The sequence below is a fragment of the Pseudomonas gessardii genome (genome assembly GCF_001983165.1).
Taxonomy (GTDB): Bacteria; Pseudomonadota; Gammaproteobacteria; order Pseudomonadales; family Pseudomonadaceae; genus Aquipseudomonas; species Aquipseudomonas gessardii.
The window spans coordinates 54,601-74,212 of record NZ_MNPU01000004.1; the positions used below are offsets into that span (position 1 = coordinate 54,601).

16 protein-coding genes are annotated in these 19,612 nt (G+C 61.7%); 12 read left to right on the forward strand and 4 right to left on the reverse strand.

Annotated features, from left to right (window positions below):
* The first annotated feature begins 71 nt into the window (after nt 1–71).
* Both BLL38_RS04665 and BLL38_RS04670 read left to right on the forward strand, forming a co-directional pair.
* On the forward strand, nt 72–1,415 hold the full coding sequence (locus BLL38_RS04665; protein WP_076961492.1) for an MATE family efflux transporter: 1,344 nt from the start codon (nt 72–74) through the stop codon (nt 1,413–1,415).
* Nucleotides 1,416–1,551: 136 nt separating this feature from the next.
* Complete coding sequence (locus BLL38_RS04670; RefSeq protein WP_083743033.1) at nt 1,552–3,060, forward strand: M91 family zinc metallopeptidase; 1,509 nt, start codon at nt 1,552–1,554, stop codon at nt 3,058–3,060.
* A 9-nt stretch (nt 3,061–3,069) separates the two neighbouring features.
* Here BLL38_RS04670 and speA read toward each other — a convergent pair whose 3' ends face one another.
* The 4 genes from speA to BLL38_RS04690 form a co-directional block, all read right to left on the reverse strand.
* Entirely contained in the window at nt 3,070–4,983 is a 1,914-nt protein-coding gene (gene speA, locus BLL38_RS04675; RefSeq protein ID WP_076961494.1) for an arginine decarboxylase, read from the reverse strand.
* A gap of 196 nt (nt 4,984–5,179) precedes the next feature.
* Nucleotides 5,180–5,551, reverse strand: coding sequence for a translation initiation factor Sui1 (locus BLL38_RS04680; RefSeq protein ID WP_029297635.1), 372 nt, complete (start codon nt 5,549–5,551; stop codon nt 5,180–5,182).
* Nucleotides 5,552–5,734: 183 nt separating this feature from the next.
* Nucleotides 5,735–6,271: an NUDIX hydrolase gene (locus BLL38_RS04685; protein WP_076961495.1), complete on the reverse strand. Its 537-nt coding sequence runs from the start codon at nt 6,269–6,271 to the stop codon at nt 5,735–5,737.
* 3 nt (nt 6,272–6,274) lie between these two features.
* On the reverse strand, nt 6,275–7,342 hold the full coding sequence (locus BLL38_RS04690; RefSeq protein ID WP_076961496.1) for a DUF2333 family protein: 1,068 nt from the start codon (nt 7,340–7,342) through the stop codon (nt 6,275–6,277).
* A gap of 274 nt (nt 7,343–7,616) precedes the next feature.
* On the opposite strand from BLL38_RS04690, the gene BLL38_RS04695 reads away from it, so the two are divergent.
* From BLL38_RS04695 to purH, 10 genes are all read left to right on the forward strand, one after another.
* Nucleotides 7,617–9,287, forward strand: a complete 1,671-nt coding sequence (locus tag BLL38_RS04695) for a response regulator (protein ID WP_076961497.1) — start codon at nt 7,617–7,619, stop codon at nt 9,285–9,287.
* Nucleotides 9,288–9,341: 54 nt separating this feature from the next.
* Nucleotides 9,342–11,303: a methyl-accepting chemotaxis protein gene (locus tag BLL38_RS04700; protein ID WP_076961498.1), complete on the forward strand. Its 1,962-nt coding sequence runs from the start codon at nt 9,342–9,344 to the stop codon at nt 11,301–11,303.
* 278 nt (nt 11,304–11,581) lie between these two features.
* Nucleotides 11,582–12,037, forward strand: a complete 456-nt coding sequence (gene aroQ / locus BLL38_RS04705; RefSeq protein ID WP_057437567.1) for a type II 3-dehydroquinate dehydratase — start codon at nt 11,582–11,584, stop codon at nt 12,035–12,037.
* 24 nt (nt 12,038–12,061) lie between these two features.
* The gene (gene accB / locus BLL38_RS04710) at nt 12,062–12,526 is read left to right on the forward strand and encodes an acetyl-CoA carboxylase biotin carboxyl carrier protein (protein ID WP_076961499.1); all 465 of its coding nucleotides are present in this window, start codon (nt 12,062–12,064) and stop codon (nt 12,524–12,526) included.
* A gap of 17 nt (nt 12,527–12,543) precedes the next feature.
* Nucleotides 12,544–13,905 carry an acetyl-CoA carboxylase biotin carboxylase subunit gene (accC, locus tag BLL38_RS04715; RefSeq protein ID WP_076961500.1) on the forward strand — a complete coding sequence of 454 codons (1,362 nt, stop codon included), beginning with the start codon at nt 12,544–12,546 and terminating at the stop codon, nt 13,903–13,905.
* Nucleotides 13,906–14,178: 273 nt separating this feature from the next.
* Nucleotides 14,179–15,057, forward strand: coding sequence for a 50S ribosomal protein L11 methyltransferase (gene prmA, locus BLL38_RS04720; protein ID WP_076961501.1), 879 nt, complete (start codon nt 14,179–14,181; stop codon nt 15,055–15,057).
* Between the two features lie 30 nt (nt 15,058–15,087).
* Nucleotides 15,088–16,296: a DUF3426 domain-containing protein gene (locus BLL38_RS04725; protein WP_076961502.1), complete on the forward strand. Its 1,209-nt coding sequence runs from the start codon at nt 15,088–15,090 to the stop codon at nt 16,294–16,296.
* Nucleotides 16,297–16,482: 186 nt separating this feature from the next.
* Nucleotides 16,483–17,496 carry a tRNA dihydrouridine synthase DusB gene (gene dusB, locus BLL38_RS04730; protein WP_076961503.1) on the forward strand — a complete coding sequence of 338 codons (1,014 nt, stop codon included), beginning with the start codon at nt 16,483–16,485 and terminating at the stop codon, nt 17,494–17,496.
* Complete coding sequence (gene fis / locus BLL38_RS04735; RefSeq protein WP_003186237.1) at nt 17,493–17,813, forward strand: DNA-binding transcriptional regulator Fis; 321 nt, start codon at nt 17,493–17,495, stop codon at nt 17,811–17,813. The genes dusB and fis overlap by 4 nt, the downstream gene beginning before the upstream one ends.
* An 81-nt stretch (nt 17,814–17,894) precedes the next feature.
* Nucleotides 17,895–19,502 carry a bifunctional phosphoribosylaminoimidazolecarboxamide formyltransferase/IMP cyclohydrolase gene (gene purH, locus BLL38_RS04740; protein ID WP_076961504.1) on the forward strand — a complete coding sequence of 536 codons (1,608 nt, stop codon included), beginning with the start codon at nt 17,895–17,897 and terminating at the stop codon, nt 19,500–19,502.
* Nucleotides 19,503–19,612 lie beyond the last annotated feature (110 nt).

Sequence of the window (19,612 nt, forward strand, 5' to 3'; positions counted from 1 at the left end):
AGCCAGCCCCCCTATCCAATCTGCTGTACTGCCAATGCATGGGTACAATGCTCCTCCCCCAAGGAGCCCCCATGTCCACCTTACTCACCGACTGGCGCCACCGCCCCACCCATCGCCGTGTCTGGGCCCTGGCCGCGCCGATGATTCTGTCGAATATCTCGGTGCCGCTGGTGGCCCTGGTGGACAGCATGGTCATCGGCCACCTGCCCCACGCCCACCAATTGGGCGCCGTGGCCGTGGGGGCCAGCCTGTATACCTTCCTGGCCTGGGCCATGGGGTTTCTGCGCATGGGCACCACCGGCTTTGCCGCCCAGGCCGCGGGGCGCAATGATGGCGCGGCGCTGCGGCAAATCCTGTTGCAAGGCTTGTTGCTGGCGCTGGGGTTGGCGATGGTGCTGGGCACGGTGGGCATTCCCTTGAGCCACTTGGCGCTGGAGTGGATGCAGCCCTCGGCCGAGTTGAATCAACTGACCCGCGAATTCTTCCACACCCGGCTGTTCGGCCTGCCTGCCGCCCTGGCTACCTATGCCTTGGTGGGCTGGTTCCTGGGCACGCAAAACGCCCGGGCGCCGCTGGCGATTCTGTTGACCACTAACCTGGTGAATATCGCCCTGAACCTGTGGTTTGTGCTGGGCCTGGACTGGGGCGTGGTCGGCTCGGCGCGGGCCTCGGTGATTGCCGAATGGACCGGCGCCCTGCTTGGCCTGGCCCTCACGCAAAAAGCCTTGCGCGCCTACCCCGGGCACATCGCCTGGGCGGCGCTCAAGGTCTGGCACAGCTGGCGCGCGCTGCTGGCGGTCAACCGCGACATCTTTATCCGCAGCCTGGCGCTGCAATCGGTGCTTTTCATGATCACCGTGCAGGGCGCACGGCTGGGCGATGCCACCGTCGCCGCCAATGCCCTGCTGCTCAATGGGCTATTGCTGACCGCCCATGCCCTGGATGGCCTGGCCCACGCGGTGGAAGCGTTGTGCGGCCACGCCATTGGCGCCCATGACCGCCAGGCCTTGCGTCGCTCGTTGGTGGTCGCCTGCGGCTGGTCGCTGATCGCCAGCCTCGGGTTTGTGCTGTTGTTTACCTTCGCCGGCCACTTGTTTATCGCCATGCAGACCGATATCCCCAGCGTGCGCAAAACCGCCGATATCTACCTGCCATACCTGGCGGTACTGCCGTTGATTGCGGTGTGGAGTTATCTGTTGGACGGTTTGTTTATCGGCGCGACCCGTGCGCGGGAGATGCGCAACGGCATGTTGCTGACGGTGCTGATTATGCTGCCGCTTGCCTGGGCGTTGCAGGGGCTGGGTAACCACGGGCTGTGGATAACGTTCCTGCTGTTTATGGCAGTGCGCAGTTTGACGTTGTGGGCGATTGCCTGGCGGCTGAATCGGCAGGGGCTGTGGCTGGGCGCTAACTGAAGGAGCACGGTCCAAAACGCTGGGCCCTGCGTGCAAAAATCAGCAACCATGGCTTACAAAGTGCCTTAGCGCTTTCCAGAGACGGGAACCACACAACCAGTGTGTTAACTCCCCACTCTCAAGTAGGCCAACAACCATGTTTATTAAAACATCCGCGACTTCGACACCTACTCCTGGACACCTCACTACGTCCCTGTCCAACACCCCCAATGCTGGAGCGCCCAGAAACCCTTATGAAAAAGTGTTGGCGGATGATGGCAATGTCAAAATACTGTTTAAACCCATCAAAGAAAGAGACCCACTTTCCAACACCCTCAACACGCGTCACCAAGTACAACTCAGTACTACTTACCGCTCGGACAAAGTTCATATCAGCGTGGATCAAAACAACAAGCTTGTCGCCTCCGTCAACGGAAAAGACTACAAGCTTCCGCTCTCGGCAGATAATAAATCGCACTCCTTGAATATCATGACCGGAGGCGGTAACGACCATGTTTCCATTGATAAGCGTGTCAACATAGAACTGCACATCGACGGCGGAGACGGCAATGATGTAATTCATGCAGAAGGAAACACAACCACGGTAAAGGGTGGCAAAGGCGACGATCAGATCATCCTGGGGCGTGGCAATACCGCCGCATTGGGCGGGGACGGCGATGACATCATGATTGCAGGCAGCGGCAATGCGGTCATGTCCGGCGGCAAAGGCAACGATCGCCTGTATGTCGGTGCCGGGCCCGACAATAGAGTGCTATACCTCAATGGCGACCAGGGTAACGACCTGCTACATGCGGGCCCTGGCACTGTTGTGTTAAACGGAGGACGAGGAAATGACATACTTTCTGGTTATAACCAGACTACTTTCTATAGCGGTGACGGGAAAGACACCATTCACTCCTATAATAAAAACGATAAAATTTATGCAAAACCCAAAGACAAAATCAACAATCCAATGGCAGCCAAAGTCACCCATTTGGAATATGCCGAGAGCGGTAAGAACGGTTTGAAAATAGAAGGCACACCCGAATTTATAGAACAGATGGAAGACATTGTAGATCGCCTAAGAGGCTCCCCCGTCGGCCAGGAAATGCTAAAAAAGATGGATCAATTCGTCGACGGCACGCGCGCGCCCATCACCGTCGCCGAGGGTGATTTTGAATACGAGCCGCATATTGACCACGTAGAAAACTTATCGGTCAAAGAGCTTCAAAACGATCCATATCCATCAGAATTTGGCTTTATAAGAAATAACCAACCGGGCTCAGTTTCGGCTCACTCCAGGATCGGCGCCAATCCCGTTTTTTTTGATAAGGATTTTGCCACGCCACCTGAGATCGCGTTCCAACATGAACTCGCTCATGCCTACGATGGCGGTACCGGAACGTTAATACCCGGCAGCGGTGATGTAATAGGTACAGATGGGATCCCCATCTTCCAGTTCGGAGAGCCGGCTCAAGTCGAAAACAGGGAATATCAAGCCGTTGGACTTCCCACGGCAGCCACCCACTTCGATGCTGAAAACGACCCTGACAACCCGATGAACAGCAAAAACCCCGCCCCCCTCACGGAGAACGCCCTACGTGCCGAAATGGGCGTTCCGTTGCGCGACCGGTATGACGTGGATGAAGCGCCGCGCATCGGATAAGCCCGTGGCTCAGGAAGACAGGTAAGACGAACGCGTCAGCCCCAGGCGCAACGCATCCAGGAACTGGGTACGCTCCGCCGCTGTGATCTTCGCGCTGGCGCACTTGTCGCGGTAGTGGGTCATCAACTCCTCCGGCGACAAGTGCACGTAGCGCAACATGTCTTCGATGGTGTCGTGGGTCTCGATCCCGGCGCTGTACACCGAACCGTCTGCGCGCTGGTAGATGTTCACCGAGTCGGTGTCACCGAACAGGTTGTGCATGTCCCCGAGGATTTCCTGGTAGGCGCCCACCAGGAAGATCCCCAGCAGGTAGTCTTCGCCTTCGTTCAAACCGTGCACCGGCAGGCTGGTCTCGATGCTTTGCTCGTCGACGTATTGCTTGATCTTGCCGTCGGAGTCGCAGGTCAGGTCTTGCAGTACCGCACGGCGCATCGGCTCTTCGTCGAGGCGATGCAGCGGCAGGATCGGCAGGACCTGGCCGATGGCCCAGGTGTCCGGCAGGCTCTGGAAGACCGAGAAGTTGCAGATGTACTTGTCGGCCAGCTTGTCGTTGAGTTCGTCCAGCACCTGGCGGTGCGAGCGCTGGCGGGCCTTGAGCGAGTTGTGCAGGCGGCGACACACGGCGAAGTAGCATTGTTCGGCCAGAGCCTTTTCCGCGAGGGTCAGCTTGCCGTCGGCGTACTGCGCGGCCACGTCGCTCATGTAGTGGGTGGCGCGCCAGTAGGTTTCGGTGACCATTTCAATGTCGGTCGGGCCCAGCAGGTCGACCAGCCATTGCACGGTTTCCGGCAGGCTTTCCTTGTTCTCGATCACCGGCACGTCGTCGTTGTGTTTCTCGACGTCGGTCACCTGCACCACCAGCATGGCGTGGTGGGCGGTCAGGGAGCGGCCGCTTTCGGAGAAGATGTTGGGGTGCGGCAGGTTCTGCGCGTCGCAGAATTCCTTGAGCATGCCCACCACGACGCCGGCGTAGTCATCCATGTCGTAGTTGATCGAACTGGCGTTGCGCGAGTGGGTGCCGTCGTAGTCCACGCCCAGGCCGCCGCCGACGTCGATGTGGTCCACCGGCAGGCCGAGGCTGCGCAGTTCGCCGTAGTAGCGGATGGCTTCCTTGAACCCGTGCTGGTAGTCCGCCAGGTTGGCGATCTGCGAGCCCATATGAAAGTGCAGCAGGCGGATGCCCTGGTCCAGGCCCGCAGCGCGGAAGCGCTCGACCACCGACAGCAACTGCGCTGCCGACAGGCCGAACTTGGACTTCTCGCCACCGGTGTCCGCCCACTTACTCGACGCCAGGGACGACAGGCGCACCCGCAGGCCGACCTGGGGCTTGACCTTGAGGTTGGCGGCTTCTTCGATCACCAGGCCCACTTCGGACTCTTTCTCGATCACGATAAACACGTTGTGGCCCAGCTTCTGGCCCATCAGCGCCAGGCGGATGAACTCACGGTCCTTGTAACCGTTGCAGACGATGGTGCCGCCTTTCGGCGCCAGGGCCAGCACAGCCAACAGCTCAGGCTTGGAGCCGGCCTCCAGGCCGATGGACACGTCCTGGGTGGCGATGATGTTCTCGATCACCGCTTCCTGCTGGTTGACCTTGATCGGGTACAACGCGGTGTATTTGCTCTGGTATTCCAGGCGTTCGATGTTCGCGTCGAAGGCACCGGTCAGCTGGCGCACGCGGTCTTGCAGGATATCCGGGAAGCGCACCAGCAGGGGCAGGGACAGGCCGCTTTTGCGCAGCTCGTCCACTTGCTCGTACAAATCGATGGGCGAACTGTTCGGGCCGTTCGGACGGACTTCAACGCGACCGGCATCATTGATCGCGAAATACCCGGCCCCCCAATGGCGAATCCCGTAAACACTGCGGCTGTCCGCAACTGTCCATTGGCTGCCATCGTCTTTGCGTGTGCGTCGTACGGACATCGAAGTCCCCTATATAAAGTCGAAGAGCGCCACCCAAGTCAGAGGCTGGCGCAGTCTAAAGAGTGAAAATGACGATTTGCCTGTGAGAGAGGTAGACCCCCCTTGCAGGACAGAGTTTAGACACCAGTCAGGAACAGGCTCTGTGAAACCATGGAGACGACGAGCGCGCTCGTCGGTGCGGGTTTCACAGAGGCTGCTAGCCGCCGGACTTCTTCGCCTTGTAACCGAGCTTGATCAACTCGGCCAACAGCAACTCGACGTGGTCGCCCTGGATTTCGATGATCCCGTCTTTCAGGGCGCCACCGGTGCCACAGCGCTTTTTCAGCACGGTGGCCAACTCCTTGAGTGGCTCGGCCGCCAGGGGCACGCCGGTGATGGTGGTCACCGTCTTGCCGCCACGGCCCTTGCTCTCGCGGCGTACGCGGGCAATACCGTCACCTTCGGGAATCAGGGTCTGTTTGCAGGTACAGGCGTCCACGGGCTGGCGACAGTCCGGGCAATGCCGACCTGCGTCGGTGGAAAACACCAGGCCACCAAGGGCGGCGAAGGATGCGGCTTTTTTGGCCACCGGCAATCCTCTTGGGAGGATGAAGACTGATCAGTGCCCGTCAACGGGATCACCGACCGCGAAGCCCCACTCAGGCAGGGGCAGCGCTACCGAGCCGCCAAGGCGGTTCGGCTTGAAAAGTCGCGCAGTGTAACGGCAAAAAGCCTACTTGCTAAGAGCCAAATGGCGCCAATTTATGCAACTTTAGCGACGCGCCGCCAGATAGCGTTTTAAGGCGGCCAGGGAGTCAGGGCAATAGGACTTTTGCTCGATATCCTCCAGCACCGCCTCGATGGGCATAAAACGCGCCTCCAGCACCTCTTCGGGCTGCAGCTGCAGCGGCCCGTCCCAGACCGCCGAGAACGCCGAGCACCAGAGCCGGTTGCCCGTGTCCTCGAAAAAGAAGTGGTCGTGGGCGGTCAGTTCCACGCCGCTGACGCCCAACTCTTCTGCCAGCTCACGGGCGGCCGACTGCTCGTAGGTCTCGCCCGCCGCCACCATGCCGCCCGCCGCCACGTCCCAGTAACCGGGATAGATGGCTTTGCTCAGGGTGCGCCGATGCACGCACAGCTCACCCTTTGAATTGAACAGCATGATGTAGGTGCCGCGCCCGATCAGCCCGCGCTCGCGCAGGTCGGCACGCACCAGGGCGCCGAGCAGGTTGTCCTGCTCGTCGACCCAGGCAATGTGCTCGGCATCCGAAGCCGCGCGGTGTGCGACCTCCTTGGCGCTATCGACCATGGCTCAACCCTGGTTCAGCAGTTGACGCAAGTCGATCACTGCCGCGTTGGCACGGGAGATGTAGTTGGCCATTACCAGCGAGTGGTTGGCCAATACGCCGTAGCCGCTGCCATTGAGGATCATCGGGCTCCACAGGGTTTCCTGGGAGGCCTCCAGCTCACGAATGATCTGGCGCACGCTGACGGTGGCGTTTTTCTTGGCCAGCACGTCGGCAAAGTCGACTTCGATGGCGCGCAACAGGTGGGACAGGGCCCACGCCTGGCCACGGGCTTCGTAGAACACGTTATCGATCTGCATCCATGGGGTTTCCACCACTTCTTCATCGACCTGCGGCACTTCGCCCGGCGCCAGCGCTTCGGTTTTCAGCGCGGTGTTGAGCTTGACCCGGCCGACGCTGGCCGACAGGCGCTGCGACAACGAACCCAGGCGGGTGGCGACATCGCCCAGCCAATTGTTCAGGTTGTCGGCGCGGGCATAAAACAGGGCGCCCTTTTGATTGGGGTCGGACAGGCGTGCCTGATAGCGGTTCAGGGAGTTGATGCCTTCCTGGTACTCCGATTCGCTGGAAGGCAGCACCCAGCTCTTGTTATCGAAGTTGAAGCGCGGCTCGGCCTTGGCCAGGTCGGCATCTTCGGCCGATTGCGATTGCGAGCGGGCGAAGTCCTTGCGCAGGGCGCGGGTCAGGTCACGCACCTGCACCAGCACGCCATATTCCCAGCTGGGCATGTTGTCCATCCACAACCCAGGCGGGAAGCGGTCGTTGGAAATGTAGCCCCCAGGCTTGTTGAGCAGGGTGCCCACCACGGTCTTGACGGTTTCGACGGTGGTAAAGCCGATCACCATTTGCTTGCCGTCTTTTTCGGCGGCCAGTTGTGCGTTTTGCTGGACCGGGAACAAGGCCGGCTCCTGGCTCCAATACCAACCCAGGCCACCGGTGACCAACAGGTAAATCACAACCAGGGTCAGCAGGGCCCGGCTCATCAGCAGATTACGAAAATAGCTGCGGGAGGCCGACGTGGGCGCAGGGCTTGGGCCTGGGGCGCTGCCTGCACGGTTTTTCCAGTCCAGCATGGCGGATATCCTTTCAGTCACTTGAGTTCAATAGCTACGACCACAACCCTACCCCATCGTGCCCGTCGGTGCGGGGCTTTTCATCAAGGTGGCGCAAAGCTGGCACTCAACTATAAAGGATGGGCGCTGATGCGCCTACGCGACCTAACGGTCAGCAAATGAATCCTTTGGACAGTGCAGTTAATTGACGTATGACACGCGTGCGAATGAAAAGAGGTGCTAGCATAGAGCCACCAGTCGACCTCAGCATGCACCCTTACCTAGTAGTCAGGATATGACCGAGCCAGAAGACCCAAGCCGTGAGCGTCTCAAGCAGCACTTTGCCCAGCGGGTAATTCATCAGGCGCGTCAAATTCTTGAGATCTGGCAGCGTTTGCAGCGCAGCGAATGGTCGAACGCCGAATTGAGCGAACTCAGCGAGGCCAATCTGCGCCTACTACGGTTTGCCGAGCGTTTTGAACAACCCGAGCATGGCCAGCTGGCCCGGCACATCATCGAGTCGCTTAAAGCCGTGGACGAAAACCGCGGCCGCCTGAGCAGCCACCTGATCACCGACCTCAACCGCCTGATGCAGCGTCTGTCGCGCACCGGCCTGCGCCAGGGCGACCAACTGGACCAGACGTTCCTGCCGCCGATGCGCAAGCCCATCTACGTGATGCTGGCCGATCACGACCGCGCCGAACGCCTGGCCAAGCAGTTGGAATTCTTTGGCCTGAGCGCGCAATCCCTGGACAGTGTGGCCGCCTTCCGCGACGTCATGGCCGACCGCCTGCCGGCGGCGATTGTGATGGATGTGGACTTCTGCGGCGCCGGGCTGGGCCTGAAGCTGGCCGCCGAAGCCCAGGAAGGCCTGGAACAGAAACTGCCGCTGCTGTTCTTCAGCCTGCACGAAACCGACACCCCTACCCGCCTGGCCGCCGTGCGCGCCGGTGGCCAGGAGTTTTTGACCGGCACCCTGGAAGCCTCGAGCCTGCTGGAAAAAATCGAAGTGCTGACCTGCGTCGCCCAGTACGAGCCTTATAAAGTACTGATCATCGACGACTCCCGCGCCCAGGCCATGCACACCGAGCGCCTGCTCAACAGCGCCGGGATCGTCACCCGCACCCTGATCGAGCCGATCCAGGCCATGGCCGAACTGGCGGACTTCCAGCCCGACCTGATCATCCTCGACATGTATATGCCGGCCTGCACCGGCACCGAGCTGGCCAAGGTGATCCGCCACAATGACCGCTATGTCAGCGTGCCGATCATCTACCTGTCGGCCGAGGACGACCTGGATAAACAACTGGACGCCATGAGCGAAGGCGGCGACGACTTCCTCACCAAGCCGATCAAGCCGCGCCACCTGATTACCACCGTACGCAACCGCGCCGCCCGCGCCCGCCATCTCAAGGCGCGGATGGTGCGCGACAGCCTGACCGGCCTGTACAACCACACCCATATCCTGCAACTGCTGGAAGACTGCAGCTTCCGCTCGCGCCGCGAGAACAAGCCGCTGAGCTTTGCCATGCTCGACATTGACCACTTCAAGCGGGTCAACGACAGCCACGGCCACCCCATGGGCGACCGCGTGATCAAGAGCCTGGCGCTGTTTCTCAAGCAGCGCCTGCGCAAGACCGACTACATCGGCCGCTACGGCGGCGAAGAGTTCGCCATTGTCATGCCCGACACCGACCTGGACGCCGCCTGCAAAGTGCTCGACGAAATCCGTGGGCGCTTTGCCGAAATCCATTACCCGGCCCAGCCCCAGGATTTGTGGTGCACCTTCAGCGCCGGCGTGGTCGAGCTGTGCGGCGGTTCCGACAGCCTGATGATGGCGGCCCAGGCCGACGAAGCGCTGTACCGCGCCAAGGATGCCGGGCGCAATCGCGTACACGCTGCGCGTGCATCAAAGCAAAGTGCCATCTTTTCACCGGACGCCACTGACTCCGTCATAACCTTGTAACCAAAGCGCAATAACTTCAGGCAACTATCCTTCCGCCGTTGGTTGAAACCACGCATGCGCCTGAAGCTGCTGACGAATCTGAACACCCTTCTGCTGGTCGCCGTTTGCCTGGCCCTGGGCGCTACGCTCTGGTGGTCGCAACGGGCCCTTGAGCGGCCCTACCTGCTGATGGAGCGCTACCTGGGCCTGTCCCAGGCCTTCCAGAACCAGACCGCGCGCAATATCGACGATTACCTGGCCAGCGGCGACGCCCTGCGCCTGAGCGCTGCCGGCCAGAGCCTGGAAACCCTGCTCCAGCACCTGGATGAGCTGCCGCCTGAGCTGACCCAACAGTTGCGCCCCGGCCTGCTGGACCTCGACGGCTTCAGCAAGACCGACCTGCTGGCCGCCGGCAAACTGGCCGGTGACCCACAAGCCCTGTTGCTGCAAGCCGAGCGGGAACTGGGGGCCAATCTGGAGCAACTGGGCCAGTACGCCATGGGCGTCAATTCATTGGACGCGGCGCGTTATCTGCCGCCGCTGCTCGCCGCCTCGCAGCATCTGGGCCGACTGTCCCTGGCGCGGGACAAACTGGTGAGCAGCGGGCGCAGTGAACTGGCCGACGATGTGGAGCGTGAACTGGCCACTATCCGCAGCCAGGCGGACGTGCTTGAACAGCTACCGCTGTTGGGCGTGACCGCCAGCAGTGCCTCCAACAGCGATGACTTTTCCGCCTTGATGGGCCTGGAAAGCAGCCAGACCACGGTGGCCGAGGACACCGGCGTGGGCCTCAAGCGCGAGCTCAACAGCCTGCTCACGCGCTACCCGGCAGAGCTTGCGCGGACCCGCGAGCAAATCCACAAACGCACCGAACTGGCCGCCGCGACTCATCTGAAAATCAACACCGTGCAGCAAGCCATCGCCGCGCTGGAGCCCGAAGTGCGTGCCCAGCACGCCCGGATCCAGGGCGAAGTCCGGGTGATCCAGGGCGTGATGATCGGCCTGATCCTGCTGATCGCGCTGCTGATCGACACCCTGCAACGGCGCCTGGCGCGGGTGCTGACCGGCCTGGCGCCGGCCTTGTCGACCTGGGCCGAGGGCGACTTCAGCCAACAGATCGCCCTGGGGGCGACCAACCGCGAACTGCATGATATTGAAGCCTCGCTCAATCGCCTGCGGGCTTACCTGGTGAACCTGGTGGGCACTATTCGCGCCAATGCAGAAGAAGTGGCCGGCAGCAGCCGCGCCCTGGCCGAACTGAGTGGCGGCCTGCATGACGGCGCCGAACGCCAGGCCGGCGACACCGCGCAAATCCGCGATTCACTGGGGGAACTGGAAGCCACCATCCAACAGGTCGCCGGCGACGCCAGCCAGGCCGCCGGGGCCAGCCGCAGTGCTGGCGAGGCCGTGGAGCATGGCCAACGGGTGATCGGCTTGAGCCTGACCGGCCTGCACGCGCTGGTGGGCGAAGTGCAGGACAATGCGCAGATGATCGAAAAACTCGCCGAAGAGTCCGCCACCATTGGCAGCGTGCTCACGGTGATCCGCTCGATTGCCGACCAGACCAACCTGCTGGCGCTCAACGCCGCCATCGAGGCCGCCCGCGCCGGTGAAGCCGGGCGCGGGTTTGCGGTGGTCGCCGACGAAGTACGCTCCCTGGCCCAGCGCACGGCCGGCGCCACCGCCGAGATCCAGACCCTGATCGCCGGCCTGCAAACCGCCGCCCGACAATCGGTGGACGGCATGCGCGCCCAGGTCGAACACGCCGAAGCCACCGCCCAGCAAGCCCAGGCGGCCGACGGCGCGCTGGATGAAATCGTCGGCGCGATCCAGACCATCTCCGACACGGCCATCCGTATCGCCGACGTAACGGCCCAGCAGAGCGGCGCGGTCAGTGAAATCCGCGATAACAGCGAGCGCATCCACCAATTGGGCGAAGACAACCTGCTACGCATTGGCCAGGGCCGCAGCCAGGGCGAGCATCTGCTGGTGCTCGGCGGGCAGCTCAATACCGCCGTGCAGGCCTTCCGCGTCTGATCGTTCCCACGTTCCGCTTGATCGTTCCCACGCTCCGCGTGGGAATGCATCCAGTGACACTCTGTGTCACGACGTTAAGGCGGGACGCGGAGCGTCCGGGGCAGCATTCCCACGCGGAGCGTGGGAACGATCAATGACCGGATCGCGCACCTCAGTCACATACTTTGCGCAATCCTCGCTAATCGTGCTGGCTATTGCAGAGAACTGGACAGTCACAAAGGCTTTGCGGCATAGTCGCCGGGTTCTGGCGTACCCACCTCCAATAACAAGGAACAGCGATGGCGACCTTACTGGTTCTGCACGGACCCAACCTGAACCTGCTCGGCACCCGCGAACCGGGTGTGTACGGTGCAGTCACCCTCGAACAGATCAACCTCGATCTGGAGCGACGGGCCCGTGAAGCCGGCCACCATCTGCTCTACCTGCAAAGCAATGCCGAGTATGAATTGATTGATCGGATTCACGCCGCGCGCAGCGAAGGCGTGGACTTTATCCTGATCAATCCCGCCGCTTTTACGCACACAAGCGTTGCATTACGTGACGCGTTGCTGGCGGTGAGCATCCCATTCATCGAAGTGCATTTATCGAACGTGCATAAACGCGAAGCTTTCCGCCATCACTCTTACTTCTCCGACGTAGCGGTAGGAGTGATCTGCGGCCTTGGCGCCAGCGGTTACCGACTGGCCCTGGAGGCCGCCCTGGAACACATTGAAGAACAGGCTAAACGCCCCTGACCGACCCTTGGGAGTTGATGATTCATGGATATCCGTAAAGTTAAGAAACTGATCGAACTGCTGGAAGAATCCGGTATCGACGAGCTGGAAATCAAGGAAGGCGAAGAGTCCGTACGGATCAGCCGCCACAGCAAGACCCCGGCCCAACAGTTCTACGCGCCACAGATGCAAGCGCCGGCGCCTGCCGCTGCTGCTCCGGTCGCCGCACCTGCTGCCGCCGCAGCGCCTGCTGCACCGGCCGCGCCAGTGCTCAACGGTTTCGTGGTCAAGTCGCCAATGGTCGGTACCTTCTACCGCACCCCAGCACCGACCTCGCCAGCCTTCGTTGAAGTGGGCAAGACCGTGAAAGTGGGCGACACCATCTGCATCGTGGAAGCGATGAAAATGATGAACCACATCACGGCCGAAAAAGCCGGCGTCATCGAATCCATCCTGGTAGAAAACGGTCAGCCGGTTGAGTACGACCAGCCGCTGTTCACCATCGTTTGAACCGCGGAGCGCCTTCGATGTTGAAACCTGCGAAGAAACTGCAAAAAGTCCTGATCGCCAACCGCGGCGAGATCGCGCTGCGGATCCTGCGCGCCTGTAAGGAAGAGGGCATCAAGACCGTCGCTGTTTACTCGACGGCCGATACCGAACTGATGCACGTGAAACTGGCGGACGAAAGCATCTGCATCGGCCCGCCACTGGCCACGAACTCGTACCTGAAGGTCTCGAACATCATCGCCGCGGCTGAAGTGACTGGCGCTGATGGCATCCACCCTGGCTATGGCTTCCTCGCGGAAAACGCCGATTTCGCCGAACAGGTGGAAAAATCCGGCTTCGCCTTCATCGGCCCGAAAGCCGAGACCATTCGCCTGATGGGCGACAAGGTATCGGCCAAGGACGCCATGATCGCCGCCGGCGTGCCAACCGTACCAGGTTCCGACGGCCCGCTGCCGGAAGACGAGGAAACCGCCCTGCGCATCGGTCGCGAAGTCGGTTACCCGGTGATCATCAAGGCCGCCGGCGGTGGTGGTGGTCGCGGCATGCGCGTGGTGCACAAGGAAGAAGAGCTGATCGAAGCCGCCAAGCAGACGCGCTCCGAAGCGGCTGCCTGGTTCGGCAACCCGATGGTCTACCTGGAAAAATACCTGACCAACCCACGTCACGTGGAAGTCCAGGTACTGTCCGACGGCCAGGGCCACGCCATCCACCTGGGCGACCGCGATTGCTCGCTGCAACGCCGTCACCAGAAGGTCCTGGAAGAAGCACCGGCACCGGGCCTGGATGAAAAGGCACGCCAGGAAGTCCTGGCACGCTGCGTCAAGGCTTGCATCGACATCAACTACCGTGGCGCCGGGACCTTCGAGTTCCTCTACGAGAACGGCCGCTTCTACTTCATCGAGATGAACACTCGTGTGCAGGTAGAGCACCCGGTGTCGGAGATGGTCACCGGTATCGACATCGTCAAGGAGATGCTCAGCATCGCCGCTGGCAACAAGCTGTCGTTTACCCAGGACGACGTGAAGATGCACGGCCACTCCCTGGAGTGCCGGATCAACGCCGAAGACCCGAAGACCTTTATCCCAAGCCCTGGCCTGGTCAAGCATTTCCATGCGCCCGGCGGCAACGGCGTACGTGTGGATTCGCACCTGTACAGCGGCTACAAGGTTCCGTCCAACTACGACTCGCTGATCGGCAAGCTGATCACCTGGGGCGCCACCCGCGACGAGGCCATGGCCCGTATGCGCAACGCCCTGGACGAAATCGTGGTCGACGGCATCAAGACCAACATCCCTCTGCATCGGGATCTGGTTCGTGATGAAGGCTTCTGCGAAGGCGGTGTGAACATTCACTACCTGGAACACAAGCTGGCCAACCAGTAAGTTCGTGCTCCACCCACAAAACCGCCTTCGGGCGGTTTTGTCGTTTATGGACCCACAAGAACACCACAACCCCCTGTGGGAGCTGGCTTGCCTGCGATAGCGGTGGGCCAGGCACTGATGAGCAAGCTGACACCCCGCCATCGCAGGCAAGCCTGCTCCCACATTTGGCCCCCGTGCTGTCAGTGGTGTCGTCTTATCCTCGCCGCTCGCGTAAACTTGCGCCCTTTCGCAGCCCCACCCCGCTGCACACTCATTTTTTCAAAGGTGCCCGCCATGCCTTGGCTGCAAGTCCGTCTCGCCATCAGCCCAGAACAAGCCGAAACCTATGAAGACGCGTTCCTTGAAGTAGGCGCCGTGTCGGTGACCTTCATGGACGCCGAAGACCAGCCGATTTTCGAGCCTGAGCTGAACACCACACCCCTGTGGTCCCACACCCATTTGCTGGCGCTGTTTGAAGACGGCACCGACGCCAGCAGCGTGTTTGCCCATATGGAACTGCTGACCGGCGGCCCGCTGCCCGAGCACCATAGCGAAGTGATCGAAGACCAGGACTGGGAACGCAGCTGGATGGACAACTTCCAGCCCATGCGTTTCGGCCAACGCCTGTGGATCGTGCCAAGCTGGCATGCCGCTCCCGAGCCTGAGGCGGTCAACCTGCTGCTGGACCCGGGCCTGGCATTCGGCACCGGCACCCACCCGACCACCGCCCTGTGCCTGGAATGGCTCGACGGCCAGGACCTGCAAGACTGCAACGTGCTGGACTTCGGTTGCGGCTCGGGGATCCTGGCCATCGCCGCGCTGCTGCTGGGCGCCAGGCAAGCCGTCGGCACCGATATCGACGTCCAGGCCCTGGAAGCCTCCCGCGATAACGCCGGGCGCAACAACATTGCCGAAGGCAAATTCCCACTGTACCTGCCCGAGGATTTGCCCCAGGTGCAGGCCGACGTGCTGGTCGCCAATATCCTGGCCGGGCCGCTGGTCTCGCTGGCCCCGCAACTGTCGAGCCTGGTCAGGCCGGGTGGGCGCCTGGCGCTGTCGGGGATCCTCGCCGAACAGGGCGAAGAAGTCGCCGCCGCCTATGCCCAGGACTTCGACCTGGACCCCATCGCCAACCGCGATGGCTGGGTACGCATCAGCGGTCGTCGGCGCTAGAATGAGCGCCTGTATGAATCGGATGGCCGCATGACCGACAGTTTCGTCACCCAGTGCCCGCATTGCCAAACCCGTTTCCGCGCAAGCCATGCTCAATTGAGTGTGGCCCGTGGCGTGGTTCGCTGCGGTTCGTGCCTGCAAGTGTTCAATGCCGCCCGGCAACTGCTGGAGCAGCGCGCCCACGCGCCTGAAACGCCGGCCGCCGAAGCCCCGCCACGCGCCATCAGCCAGAAACAGTGGGCCGCCGAAGAGCTGGACCTGGACCACCTGGACCTCGACGAAGAGCTGGCCAAGCTGGAGCGCCGGGAGATCCAACACCCCCAGCCCCAGGGCAGCGACCGCCGCCAGGCCGGCGCAGGTCGGCAAAAAGACGAACCGATGAGCGCCAGCCGCGACACGGCCAAGGCTGAAGAAGAACAGTGGGCCGCCAGCCTGTTCAGCGAGCCGCCGGACGAACGGGCTGCGACAATCGCCCACGCCGAGGAAACCGCCGAGCCGGCCCCGGCCCCCGTGGGCAAACCCCAGCGCACCGAACCCTCGATGTCCTTCGACCTGCACGAGGTGGACGACGAGCCCACGGTGCAGGCCGACGACACCCGCGCCGCGCCCGAGTCGCTCATCGACAGCGAGCCGGACGCGCCCATCGAGCCCGAGCCACGCCGCAAGCGCACGCGCGCCACGGGCAACGCCCATGACGAGATGCTGCAAGACCTGGAAGACGATCCGCTGCACCTGTACAGCGGCAAACGTCCCGCCGGTTGGGGCCGCCGCCTGCTCTGGCTGACCCTGGCGCTGCTGGCCGCCGCCGCCCTCGCCGGCCAGTACATTGCCTACCAGTTCGACGACCTGGCCCGCCAGGACAAATACCGGCCATGGTTCCAGGAACTGTGCCCGACACTGGGCTGCACCGTGCCATCACGGGTCGATATCGCCCACATCAAGAGCAGCAACCTGGTGGTGCGCAGCCATCCCGAGTTCGCCGGCGCACTGGTGGTGGATGCCATCATCTATAACCGCGCCACGTTCTCCCAGCCGTTCCCCCTGCTGGAGCTGCGCTTTGCCGACCTCAATGGCCGGATGATTGCCAGCCGGCGCTTCAAGCCCGCCGAGTACCTGAGCGGCGAGCTGGCCGGCCAGACCGAGATGCCGTCCCAGACCCCGATCCATATCGCCCTGGACATTCTCGACCCAGGCCACAAAGCCGTGAACTACAGTCTCAGTTTCCACTCCCCCGAGTGATTGGCGGCGCGCATCAAGGTTCGGACGGCTGGGTATTGACTTGGCCGTCCACGACCAAACCGCTGGCAATAAGAAAATAACTGCTCAGATTTTATCCAATTCAGCCTTTAACCAGTCATCGAGAGCGGGTATCATGCCAACCCTTTTTCGAACTCTAATGATCCGGCCCCACAACAGGGAAGTCCTATGTCGGCGGTACGCATCGGCCCATATACATTGCCAAACGCTCTGATTCTCGCCCCGATGGCGGGTGTCACCGACCAGCCCTTTCGTCAGCTGTGCAAACGTTTGGGCGCAGGCCTTGTAGTCTCGGAAATGGTCACCAGCGACATGAGCTTGTGGAACACCCGCAAATCGCGGATGCGCATGATCCACGAAGGTGATCCCGAGCCACGCTCGGTACAGATCGCCGGTGGCGATGCGCAAATGCTGGCGGATGCGGCCCGGGCCAATGTGGAGCTGGGTGCACAGATAATTGATATCAACATGGGCTGCCCGGCCAAGAAGGTCTGCAACAAGGCCGCCGGTTCCGCCCTGTTGAAAGATGAGCAGTTGGTGGCCGAGATCCTGCACGCCGTGGTGGGTGCAGTGGATGTGCCGGTCACCCTGAAGATTCGCACCGGCTGGGACCGGGACAACAAGAACGGCCTGACGGTGGCGAAGATCGCCGAACAGGCAGGCATTACAGCGTTGGCGGTGCATGGCCGCACCCGCGCAGACCTTTATACCGGTGAAGCCGAATACGACACCATTGCTGCCATCAAGCAGGCGGTGTCGATTCCGGTCTTTGCCAACGGCGACATCGACTCGGCCGAGAAAGCCCGGCGCGTACTGCACGCAACCGGTGCCGATGGCCTGTTGATCGGCCGGGCTGCCCAGGGGCGGCCATGGATTTTTCGTGAGATCGAGCACTTTCTGCGTACTGGCGAAATCATGCCGGCACCGGCACTGTTCGAGGTGGAACGTATTCTGCTAGAGCATCTGGCCGCCCTGCACACCTTCTATGGAGACGTGATGGGCGTGCGCATTGCTCGCAAGCATGTGGGTTGGTATCTCGCAACCCTGCCCGGCGCCAGAGAGTTCCGTACCGGGTTCAATCGTTTGGATGAAACGCAAGCACAGGTCACCGCCGTTCGTGAGTTCTTTGCCGAACGAGACAAGAGCCTGAGAGCAGGGGACGGAGAAGGGGTGGCCGCATGACGATGATGACCGAGACTTTAGTGAGTGGAACAACACCCGTGAGCGACAACGTCAATTTGAAACAGCACCTCAACACGCCGAGCGAAGAAGGCCAGACCCTTCGCGGGAGCGTGGAGAAAGCGCTGCACAATTATTTCGCCCACCTTGAGGGCGCGGCCGTCACGGATGTGTACAACCTGGTGCTCTCCGAAGTCGAGGCGCCCCTGCTCGAAAGCGTGATGAACTACGTCAAGGGCAACCAGACCAAAGCCAGTGAGCTGCTGGGCCTGAACCGTGGGACCCTGCGCAAGAAGCTCAAGCAGTACGATTTGCTGTAAGCATTCAATCAAACCAGAAAGGCGCCCGCGTAAAACCGGTCGCCTTTTTTGCTGACTCCTTTGCTTTTGATGGAAATTGAGATGACCGACCAGACTACCCGCCTGCCGATCCGCCGCGCCTTGATCAGTGTTTCCGACAAGACCGGGATCCTCGAATTTGCCCGGGAGCTGGAAGCCCTGGGTGTGGAAATCCTCTCCACGGGCGGGACCTTCAAACTGCTGCAGGACAACGGCGTGGCCGCAGTAGAAGTCGCGGACTACACCGGTTTCGCAGAAATGATGGACGGTCGGGTCAAGACCCTGCACCCGAAAATCCACGGCGGCATCCTCGGCCGTCGCGGTATCGACGATGCCATCATGAGCGAGCACGGCATCAAGCCGATCGACCTGGTGGCCGTCAACCTCTACCCGTTTGAAGCCACCATCAACAAACCAGGTTGCGACCTGCCGACCGCGATCGAAAACATCGATATCGGCGGCCCGACCATGGTGCGCTCGGCCGCCAAGAACCACAAAGACGTGGCCATCGTGGTCAACGCCAGCGACTACGGCCAAGTGCTGGAAAACCTCAAGGCCGGGGGCCTGACCTACGCCCAGCGCTTCGACCTGATGCTCAAGGCCTTCGAGCACACGGCCGCCTATGACGGCATGATCGCCAACTATATGGGCACCGTGAACCAGGCCGCCGAAACACTCAGCACTGAAGGCCGCAGCCAGTTCCCGCGCACCTTCAACAGCCAGTTCATCAAGGCCCAGGAAATGCGCTACGGCGAGAACCCGCACCAGAGCGCGGCGTTCTACGTGGAAGCCAAGCCGGCCGAAGTGGGGATCGCCACTGCGACCCAGCTGCAAGGCAAAGAGCTGTCCTACAACAACGTGGCCGATACCGACGCCGCGCTGGAATGCGTGAAAAGCTTCGTCAAGCCGGCCTGCGTGATCGTCAAGCACGCCAACCCGTGCGGCGTGGCCGTGAGCCCGGACGCTGAAGGCGGGATCCGCCAGGCCTACGAACTGGCCTACGCCACCGATACCGAATCGGCATTCGGCGGCATCATCGCCTTCAACCGCGAGCTGGACGCCGAGACCGCCAAGGCCATCGTCGAGCGTCAGTTCGTCGAAGTGATCATCGCGCCAAGCGTTAGCGAAGAGGCCCGTGCCATCGTTGCGGCCAAGGCCAATGTGCGCCTGCTGGCCTGTGGCGAGTGGTCGGCTGACCGCGCTGCGGCCTGGGACTACAAGCGTGTCAATGGCGGCTTGCTGGTACAGAGCCGCGATATCGGCATGATCGGCAGCCAAGACTTGAAAGTGGTCACCCAGCGCGCACCGACCGAGCAAGAGATCAACGACCTGATCTTTGCCTGGAAAGTGGCCAAGTACGTTAAATCCAACGCCATCGTCTACGCCAAGAACCGCCAGACCATCGGTGTCGGCGCCGGCCAGATGAGCCGCGTGAACTCGGCGCGTATCGCCGCGATCAAGGCCGAACACGCGGGCCTGCAGGTGGCGGGTTCGGTGATGGCATCGGATGCGTTCTTCCCGTTCCGTGACGGCCTGGATAACGCCGCAAAAGCGGGCGTGACGGCCGTGATCCAACCGGGTGGTTCGATGCGCGATGCCGAAGTGATCGCCGCGGCTGATGAAGCCGGCATCGCCATGGTCTTTACTGGCATGCGCCACTTCCGCCACTGATTGATCGCACCCACTCGGGCACTGGCTTCATGTGGGAGCTGGCTTGCCTGCGATAGCATCACCTCGGAGCACCGAGGTGCCCGCATCGCAGGCAAGCCAGCTCCCACAGA

What these genes read in the sequence shown, in the direction of transcription:
- accC (WP_076961500.1), top strand. Translation starts at nt 12,544, where the DNA reads ATGTTGAAACCTGCGAAGAAACTGCAAAAAGTCCTGATCGCCAACCGC.
- BLL38_RS04665 (WP_076961492.1), top strand. Translation starts at nt 72, where the DNA reads ATGTCCACCTTACTCACCGACTGGCGCCACCGCCCCACCCATCGCCGT.
- BLL38_RS04695 (WP_076961497.1), top strand. Translation starts at nt 7,617, where the DNA reads ATGACCGAGCCAGAAGACCCAAGCCGTGAGCGTCTCAAGCAGCACTTT.
- dusB (WP_076961503.1), top strand. Translation starts at nt 16,483, where the DNA reads ATGTCGGCGGTACGCATCGGCCCATATACATTGCCAAACGCTCTGATT.
- speA (WP_076961494.1), bottom strand. Translation starts at nt 4,983, where the DNA reads ATGTCCGTACGACGCACACGCAAAGACGATGGCAGCCAATGGACAGTT.
- purH (WP_076961504.1), top strand. Translation starts at nt 17,895, where the DNA reads ATGACCGACCAGACTACCCGCCTGCCGATCCGCCGCGCCTTGATCAGT.
- fis (WP_003186237.1), top strand. Translation starts at nt 17,493, where the DNA reads ATGACGATGATGACCGAGACTTTAGTGAGTGGAACAACACCCGTGAGC.
- BLL38_RS04685 (WP_076961495.1), bottom strand. Translation starts at nt 6,271, where the DNA reads ATGGTCGATAGCGCCAAGGAGGTCGCACACCGCGCGGCTTCGGATGCC.
- BLL38_RS04670 (WP_083743033.1), top strand. Translation starts at nt 1,552, where the DNA reads ATGTTTATTAAAACATCCGCGACTTCGACACCTACTCCTGGACACCTC.
- aroQ (WP_057437567.1), top strand. Translation starts at nt 11,582, where the DNA reads ATGGCGACCTTACTGGTTCTGCACGGACCCAACCTGAACCTGCTCGGC.
- BLL38_RS04690 (WP_076961496.1), bottom strand. Translation starts at nt 7,342, where the DNA reads ATGCTGGACTGGAAAAACCGTGCAGGCAGCGCCCCAGGCCCAAGCCCT.
- accB (WP_076961499.1), top strand. Translation starts at nt 12,062, where the DNA reads ATGGATATCCGTAAAGTTAAGAAACTGATCGAACTGCTGGAAGAATCC.
- BLL38_RS04700 (WP_076961498.1), top strand. Translation starts at nt 9,342, where the DNA reads ATGCGCCTGAAGCTGCTGACGAATCTGAACACCCTTCTGCTGGTCGCC.
- BLL38_RS04725 (WP_076961502.1), top strand. Translation starts at nt 15,088, where the DNA reads ATGACCGACAGTTTCGTCACCCAGTGCCCGCATTGCCAAACCCGTTTC.
- prmA (WP_076961501.1), top strand. Translation starts at nt 14,179, where the DNA reads ATGCCTTGGCTGCAAGTCCGTCTCGCCATCAGCCCAGAACAAGCCGAA.